Annotated in this window: 9 protein-coding genes and 1 rRNA gene; 7 read left to right on the top strand and 3 right to left on the bottom strand. The window is 50.3% G+C overall.

Annotation, left to right across the window (positions count from 1 at the left end):
• Window positions 1-30: 30 nt before the first annotated feature.
• Together fmt and def are read right to left on the bottom strand one after the other, a co-directional pair.
• The gene (gene fmt / locus OGY09_RS03020; RefSeq protein ID WP_032945170.1) at window positions 31-978 is read right to left on the bottom strand and encodes a methionyl-tRNA formyltransferase; all 948 of its coding nucleotides are present in this window, start codon (window positions 976-978) and stop codon (window positions 31-33) included.
• Window positions 979-992: 14 nt separating this feature from the next.
• Window positions 993-1,502 carry a peptide deformylase gene (gene def, locus OGY09_RS03025; RefSeq protein WP_003828283.1) on the bottom strand — a complete coding sequence of 170 codons (510 nt, stop codon included), beginning with the start codon at window positions 1,500-1,502 and terminating at the stop codon, window positions 993-995.
• A gap of 129 nt (window positions 1,503-1,631) precedes the next feature.
• Between def and dprA the strand changes: the two genes are divergently transcribed.
• The 6 genes from dprA to OGY09_RS03055 are packed head-to-tail and all read left to right on the top strand — an operon-like array spanning window position 1,632 to window position 5,424.
• Window positions 1,632-2,756: a DNA-protecting protein DprA gene (dprA, locus tag OGY09_RS03030; protein WP_032945169.1), complete on the top strand. Its 1,125-nt coding sequence runs from the start codon at window positions 1,632-1,634 to the stop codon at window positions 2,754-2,756.
• On the top strand, window positions 2,728-3,201 hold the full coding sequence (gene smg, locus OGY09_RS03035) for a DUF494 family protein Smg (RefSeq protein WP_003031162.1): 474 nt from the start codon (window positions 2,728-2,730) through the stop codon (window positions 3,199-3,201). Before dprA ends, smg begins: the two co-directional genes overlap by 29 nt.
• 26 nt (window positions 3,202-3,227) lie before the next feature.
• Window positions 3,228-3,770: a DNA topoisomerase family protein gene (locus OGY09_RS03040; protein ID WP_032945167.1), complete on the top strand. Its 543-nt coding sequence runs from the start codon at window positions 3,228-3,230 to the stop codon at window positions 3,768-3,770.
• A 4-nt stretch (window positions 3,771-3,774) separates the two neighbouring features.
• A complete protein-coding gene (gene tsaC / locus OGY09_RS03045; protein ID WP_032945165.1) occupies window positions 3,775-4,347 on the top strand; it encodes an L-threonylcarbamoyladenylate synthase type 1 TsaC in 573 nt (190 codons plus the stop codon).
• A gap of 1 nt (window position 4,348) precedes the next feature.
• On the top strand, window positions 4,349-5,170 hold the full coding sequence (gene aroE, locus OGY09_RS03050; RefSeq protein ID WP_032945163.1) for a shikimate dehydrogenase: 822 nt from the start codon (window positions 4,349-4,351) through the stop codon (window positions 5,168-5,170).
• Window positions 5,167-5,424, top strand: coding sequence for a DUF1488 family protein (locus tag OGY09_RS03055; RefSeq protein WP_008786281.1), 258 nt, complete (start codon window positions 5,167-5,169; stop codon window positions 5,422-5,424). Before aroE ends, OGY09_RS03055 begins: the two co-directional genes overlap by 4 nt.
• On the opposite strand, the gene OGY09_RS03060 is transcribed toward OGY09_RS03055, so the two are convergent.
• Entirely contained in the window at window positions 5,400-5,954 is a 555-nt protein-coding gene (locus OGY09_RS03060) for a gamma carbonic anhydrase family protein (RefSeq protein WP_003828294.1), read from the bottom strand. The two genes, OGY09_RS03055 and OGY09_RS03060, sit on opposite strands and share 25 nt — an antisense overlap.
• A 474-nt stretch (window positions 5,955-6,428) precedes the next feature.
• On the opposite strand from OGY09_RS03060, the gene OGY09_RS03065 reads away from it, so the two are divergent.
• A 16S ribosomal RNA gene (locus tag OGY09_RS03065) occupies window positions 6,429-6,791 on the top strand; the annotation flags it as partial.

Below are 6,791 nucleotides of genomic sequence, written 5' to 3' on the forward strand. Positions count from 1 at the left end.
CGGAGACACCGGGCTTAAAGAGATGAACCGTCAGGCCAGACGGTTTCCGGGCACGAACCACTCCCGGCGCGAATTAAGCAGATCCTGCGCGCTCATGGCTTTTTTACCGGCAGGCTGCAAAGAGATAAGATTCAGAATGCCGTCGCCTGTTGCGACCTGGATACCCTGCTTTGTCGCCTCGAGAATGGTGCCTGGCTCGGCCTGGGTGTTTACAGCAATAACCGAAGCTTGCCAGACTTTCACTGGCTGACCATCGATTTCAAGCCAGCTCATTGGCCACGGGTTAAAGGCGCGGATGCAGCGTTCCAATTGAACAGCCGAAAGCGACCAGTCGATACGGGCCTCTTCTTTGCTGAGTTTTTCTGCATGCGTAACCAGTGATTCGTCTTGTACCACCGGTTTTATTGTGCCGGCAGCCAGCTGTTTTAGCGTTTCAATCAGCCCCTGAGGCCCCAGGTCTGCCAGCTTGTCATATAACGAACCGCTGGTATCTTCTGCCGTAATTGGGCAGGACAGCTTCAGCAGCATATCACCGGTGTCGAGGCCAACATCCATCTGCATGATGGTAACACCAGTTTCGGCGTCGCCTGCCCACAGTGAGCGCTGGATCGGTGCTGCACCCCGCCAGCGCGGAAGCAGGGAACCGTGAACGTTGATACAACCCAGGCGCGGCATTTCCAGTACTGCTTTTGGCAGGATCAGGCCATATGCCACCACCACCATCACGTCTGCGTGTAAATCAGCAACCAGTTGCTGGTTTTCCTGAGGGCGAAGAGAGAAGGGTTGAAAGACCGATATCCCTTTTTCTTCTGCCAGCACTTTTACCGGGCTGGGCATCAGCTTTTTCCCGCGTCCCGCCGGGCGGTCCGGTTGGGTAAACACGCCAACGACGTTATGTCCAGAAGACAGCAGCGCGTCGAGATGACGCGCTGCAAAGTCAGGTGTACCCGCAAAAATAATACGTAGTGAGTCTGACACGTTGATCCTTGTCCTTAAGCTCGGGCGTTCAGGCGGTCGAGTTTTTCAACTTTCTGACGAATGCGTTGTTGCTTCAACGGAGACAGATAATCGATAAATAGTTTACCGACCAGGTGATCCATTTCATGTTGAATGCAGATAGCGAGCAGGCCATCGGCTTCCAGTTCAAAAGATTTGCCGTCGCGATCGAGCGCACGAATTTTTACTTTCTCTGCACGCGGTACTAACGCACGCTGTTCAGGAATAGACAGACAGCCTTCTTCAATGCCGGTTTCGCCGTCTTTTTCCAGCAGTTCTGGGTTAATGAGTACCAACTGCTCATCGCGATTTTCAGAGACATCAATAACAATGATGCGCTGATGAATATCGACCTGTGTTGCTGCCAGACCGATACCTTCTTCGGCGTACATCGTTTCGAACATATCATCAACGATACGCTGAATTTCTGCATTCACTTCTTCAACCGGTTTTGCGACTTTGCGAAGGCGCTCGTCCGGAATATGTAACACTTGCAAAACTGACATAGTTATCCAGAGTTGTGTTCAGGAGTTGAAAAGATTATTACCTCTATTCTAGACAAAACCCCCTCTGATTGACAGCATCAGTGACCAATCGCAAAGATTGCCAGGACTGCTTGTGGCAGGGGAACAGGGATGACCCAAATCGAAATTTGGCTACGTTTAGCGCAAGTGAATGAACTGTATGGTGATGAGATAGTGCGCGTTGCTCACTGGCTCAATACTCAACCGTGCATTAACAACGCGGTACTCTTGCAGGCAGGATTCTCTCCACGCCAGGCAAGACGCTTTTTAACCTTTTCAGATCTGACGCTGGAAAAAACGCTGCGCTGGCTTGAACAGCCTAACCACCATTTTGTGGTTGCCGACAGCGAGCATTATCCGCCACAGCTCCGTGCGATTGAGGATTATCCTGGGGTGCTTTTTGTTGCAGGAGCTCCCGCATGCCTCCACTCATTTCAAGTTGCCGTTGTCGGTAGTCGACAACACTCATGGTATGGCGAACGCTGGGGACGGTTGTTTTGTGAAAAGCTTGTTGCATGTGGGGTGACGATCACCAGCGGTCTGGCCCGGGGGATTGATGGCGTGGCGCACAATGCTGCGATAAACCGACAAGGCACAAGTATTGCGGTGCTGGGAAATGGACTTGAGACCATTCACCCACGACAGCATATCCGTCTTGCGGAACGACTGATTGAGGCAGGGGGCGCACTGGTGTCTGAGTTCCCATTAGATACGCTCCCTTTGCCGCGCAATTTTCCCCGACGAAATCGTATTATCAGTGGTCTAAGTAAAGGTGTACTGGTTGTCGAAGCTGCACAGCGTAGTGGTTCACTGGTTACTGCTCGCTGTGCAATTGAACAAGGGCGGGAGGTGTTTGCTTTACCAGGGCCGATTGGGAGCCCGGGAAGTGAAGGCCCGCATTGGCTTATTCAGCAGGGAGCCATGCTTGTGACGACACCAGAGGAAATTCTTGAAAATTTGCAATATGGGCTGCAATGGTTGCCAGATGAACCTGAAAAATCAATTTATTCGCCAGATCACGAAGAGGTGGCATTGCCATTTCCGGAGCTCCTGGCTAACGTAGGAGATGAGGTAACACCTGTTGACGTCGTCGCTGAACGTGCCGGCCAACCTGTGCCAGAGGTAGTGGCTCAACTGCTCGAACTGGAGTTAGCAGGGTGGATCGCAGCTGTACCCGGCGGCTATGTCCGATTGAGGAGGGCATGCCATGTTCGACGTACTAATGTATTTGTTTGAGACATATATCCATAACGAAGCTGAGCTGCGTGTGGATCAGGACAAACTGGAACGGGATCTTACCGACGCTGGTTTTGATCGTGAAGACATTTACAACGCGTTACTTTGGCTGGAGAAGCTTGCTGACTATCAGGATGGCCTTGCTGAACCTATGCAGCTGGCATCGGACCCTCTTTCTATACGTATTTATACTGCGGAAGAGTGCGATCGACTGGATGCAAGCTGTAGAGGATTCCTGCTATTCCTGGAGCAGATCCAGGTGCTAAACCTCGAAACGCGAGAAATGGTTATTGAGCGCGTACTCGCGCTGGATACGGCAGAGTTCGATCTGGAAGACCTGAAGTGGGTGATTCTGATGGTGCTATTCAACATTCCAGGTTGTGAAAATGCCTATCAGCAAATGGAAGAATTACTCTTTGAAGTGAATGAAGGTATGCTGCATTAATCAATCTTCATTCAGTATGAGTTGTTATGGCTAAATCAGCACTGTTCACGGTGCGTAAAAACGAGCCCTGCCCACAATGCGGGGCTGAACTGGTTATTCGTTCCGGGAAACACGGTCCGTTTCTCGGTTGTTCACACTATCCAGAATGCGATTACATTCGTCCGCTGAAATCTTCCGCGGACGGACATATTGTCAAAGTTCTGGAGGGTAAGTTTTGTCCTGCATGTGGCGCTGAGCTGGTGCTGAGACAGGGACGATTCGGTATGTTTATTGGATGCAGTGACTATCCTGCGTGCGATCACACCGAACTCATCGACAAGCCTGATGATACAGCAATAGTCTGTCCTCAATGCCAGACTGGTCATCTTGTCCAGCGGCGTTCCCGTTATGGCAAAACCTTTTACTCCTGCGATCGCTATCCGGAGTGCCAGTTTGTCATTAACTTCAAACCGTTAGCCGGAGAATGTCCTGAGTGTCATTATCCGCTTCTCATCGAAAAGAAAACCGCGCAGGGTGTGAAGCATTTCTGTGCCAGTAAACAATGTGGAAAGCCGATTTCGGCGGAATAAAAAAGTGAATAATAGCCTGCCCACAGACGCTATCGCTGCGGCGATAGCGGTTCTGAAACAAGAAAAAGTCATCGCCTATCCAACTGAAGCTGTATTTGGTGTCGGCTGCGACCCCGATAGCGAAACGGCGGTGAGCCGTTTGTTGGCGCTAAAACAACGTCCGGTCGATAAAGGGTTAATTTTAATCGCGTCAAACTTTGAACAACTTAAACCGTATATCGACGATAGCATGCTCACCGATGCTCAACGTGACGCTGTTTTCGCCCGTTGGCCTGGTCCTGTTACCTTCGTTTTCCCAGCGCTTGCGACAACGCCACGCTGGTTGACCGGGCGCTTTGATTCTCTGGCTGTTCGCGTCACCGATCACCCGCTGGTGGTTGCGTTGTGCCAGGCTTATGGCAAACCGTTAGTTTCTACCAGTGCTAATTTGAGTGGCTTACCGCCTTGCAGAACGGTAGAGGAAGTTCGCGCACAGTTCGGTACAGACTTTCCCGTGGTTGAAGGGGAGACCGGGGGGCGTTTGAATCCTTCGGAGATCCGTGATGCTCTGACAGGTGAACAGTTTCGACAGGGGTAATATGAAAGAAGCCTATGCTGTTTTTGGTAATCCGATAGCGCACAGTAAATCGCCCTTTATTCATCAGCAATTTGCAGAGCAGCTGAAGATTGATCACTCCTACGGGCGTGTATTGGCACCCATCAATGATTTTGTGAATACCCTGAACGCTTTTTTTGCTGAGGGCGGGAAGGGGGCAAATGTCACCGTGCCTTTTAAAGAAGAGGCATTTGCACGTGCCGATGAACTAACGGAGCGGGCATCGCTTGCTGGAGCGGTCAACACCCTTAAACGGCTGGAGGATGGGCGTTTACTGGGAGACAACACGGATGGTATCGGCTTGTTGAGCGATCTTGAGCGTTTATCTTTCATTCGTCCCGGATCGCGAGTTCTGCTGATTGGTGCGGGTGGTGCATCCCGTGGAGTTTTATTACCTCTTCTTTCTATGGATTGTGCGGTGACTATTGTTAACCGTACCGCTTCGCGCGCTGAAGAGTTGGCACAAATCTTCTCCCATACCGGCAGTGTACAGGCGGTAGGAATGGACGAGCTTGATAATTACAGTTTTGATCTGATTATTAACGCGACATCCAGCGGAATTAGCGGTGAGATACCGGCTATTCCGACATCTCTTATTCACCCATCTGTCTATTGTTATGACATGTTTTATCAGAAAGGAGATACACCGTTCCTCTCCTGGTGTGCCGAACATGGGGCGAAACAATATGCTGATGGCCTGGGTATGCTGGTGGGGCAAGCAGCGCACGCCGTTTTACTCTGGCATGGGGTTTTGCCGCAGATTGAACCCGTCATTAAAAGCATGCAGCAGGAATTGTCGGAATGAATCAGGCGATCCAGTTTCCCGATCGAGAAGAATGGCGCACGGATGTCAACGCCGTTGTGTTTCCGGCGATGGTTCATGGTATGCAGTTAACATGTGCCATATCTGGAGAGATGCTGGCGTCCCGCTTTGGCGGCGACACGCCTGAACAGTGGTTAGAAATCTTTCAACAGCATCGCTGGGATCTGGAAGAAGAAGCTGAAGGATTGATCCAGGCCCAGCAGGAAGATGCTCAAGGTTGGGTGTGGTTACTCTGACTTAAATATTCATCTTTCCACTTAACATAGTTGTTAGCTGAATATTGTAAGCCTGCTTTCTCTTCATCGCTTAATGGACGGATTTGTTTAACCGGGCTTCCCAGGTACAGATACCCGCTTTCCAGGCGTTTGTTTTGGGGAACCAGGCTCCCAGCCCCAATCATAACGTCGTCTTCTACTACCACGCCATCCAGCAGAATCGAACCCATGCCGACTAATACGCGGTTGCCAATGATACAGCCGTGTAGCATGACCTTATGACCGACCGTTACATCCTCACCCACGATCAATGGATTACCCTGCGGATTAGACGTGGATTTATGTGTGACATGGAGAACGCTGCCGTCCTGAATGTTTGTACGGGCACCAATTTGTACATAGTTAACGTCGCCACGAATGGCAACCAGTGGCCAAATTCCGACATCATCAGCCAAACGAGCATCACCAATGACCACACTGCTGGTGTCGATCATCACGCGATTTCCGATCTGTGGGAAAAGATCCTTATAAGGACGCAGTACATTAGACATGTTTACCTCAACGAAAATAGAGCAGTAATGAAGACTTTGGTTGGATTATTGAGACTGTGCAAGTGGTTTAGCTATCAAAAATCAGCCAAATTGCGCAGGAATGTAGCGAAAGGAGTGAAAAACAAGCATTCAGAAAAAAAGATCCAAAAAATACTTGTGCTAAAAAATGGGATCCCTATAATGCGCCTCCATCGACACGGCGGATGTGAATCACTTCACGCAAACAGCCGGTTCGGTTGAAGAGAAAAACCTGAAAATGAGGGTTGACTCTGAAAGAGGAAAGCGTAATATACGCCACCTCGCGACAGAGCGCTAAAGCGCGTCGCAACTGCTCTTTAACAATTTATCAGACAATCTGTGTGGGCACTCGAAGATACGGATTCTTAACGTCGCAAGACGAAAAATGAATACCAAGTCTCAACGAGTGAACACGTAATTCATTACGAAGTTTAATTCATTGAGCATCAAACTTTTAAATTGAAGAGTTTGATCATGGCTCAGATTGAACGCTGGCGGCAGGCCTAACACATGCAAGTCGAACGGTAGCACAGAGGAGCTTGCTCCTTGGGTGACGAGTGGCGGACGGGTGAGTAATGTCTGGGAAACTGCCCGATGGAGGGGGATAACTACTGGAAACGGTAGCTAATACCGCATAACGTCGCAAGACCAAAGAGGGGGACCTTCGGGCCTCTTGCCATCGGATGTGCCCAGATGGGATTAGCTAGTAGGTGGGGTAACGGCTCACCTAGGCGACGATCCCTAGCTGGTCTGAGAGGATGACCAGCCACACTGGAACTGAGACACGGTCCAGACTCCTACGGGAGGCAGCAGTGGGGA

This window comes from Citrobacter sp. Cpo071, from assembly GCF_030332765.1.
Classification (GTDB): Bacteria; Pseudomonadota; Gammaproteobacteria; order Enterobacterales; family Enterobacteriaceae; genus Citrobacter; species Citrobacter portucalensis.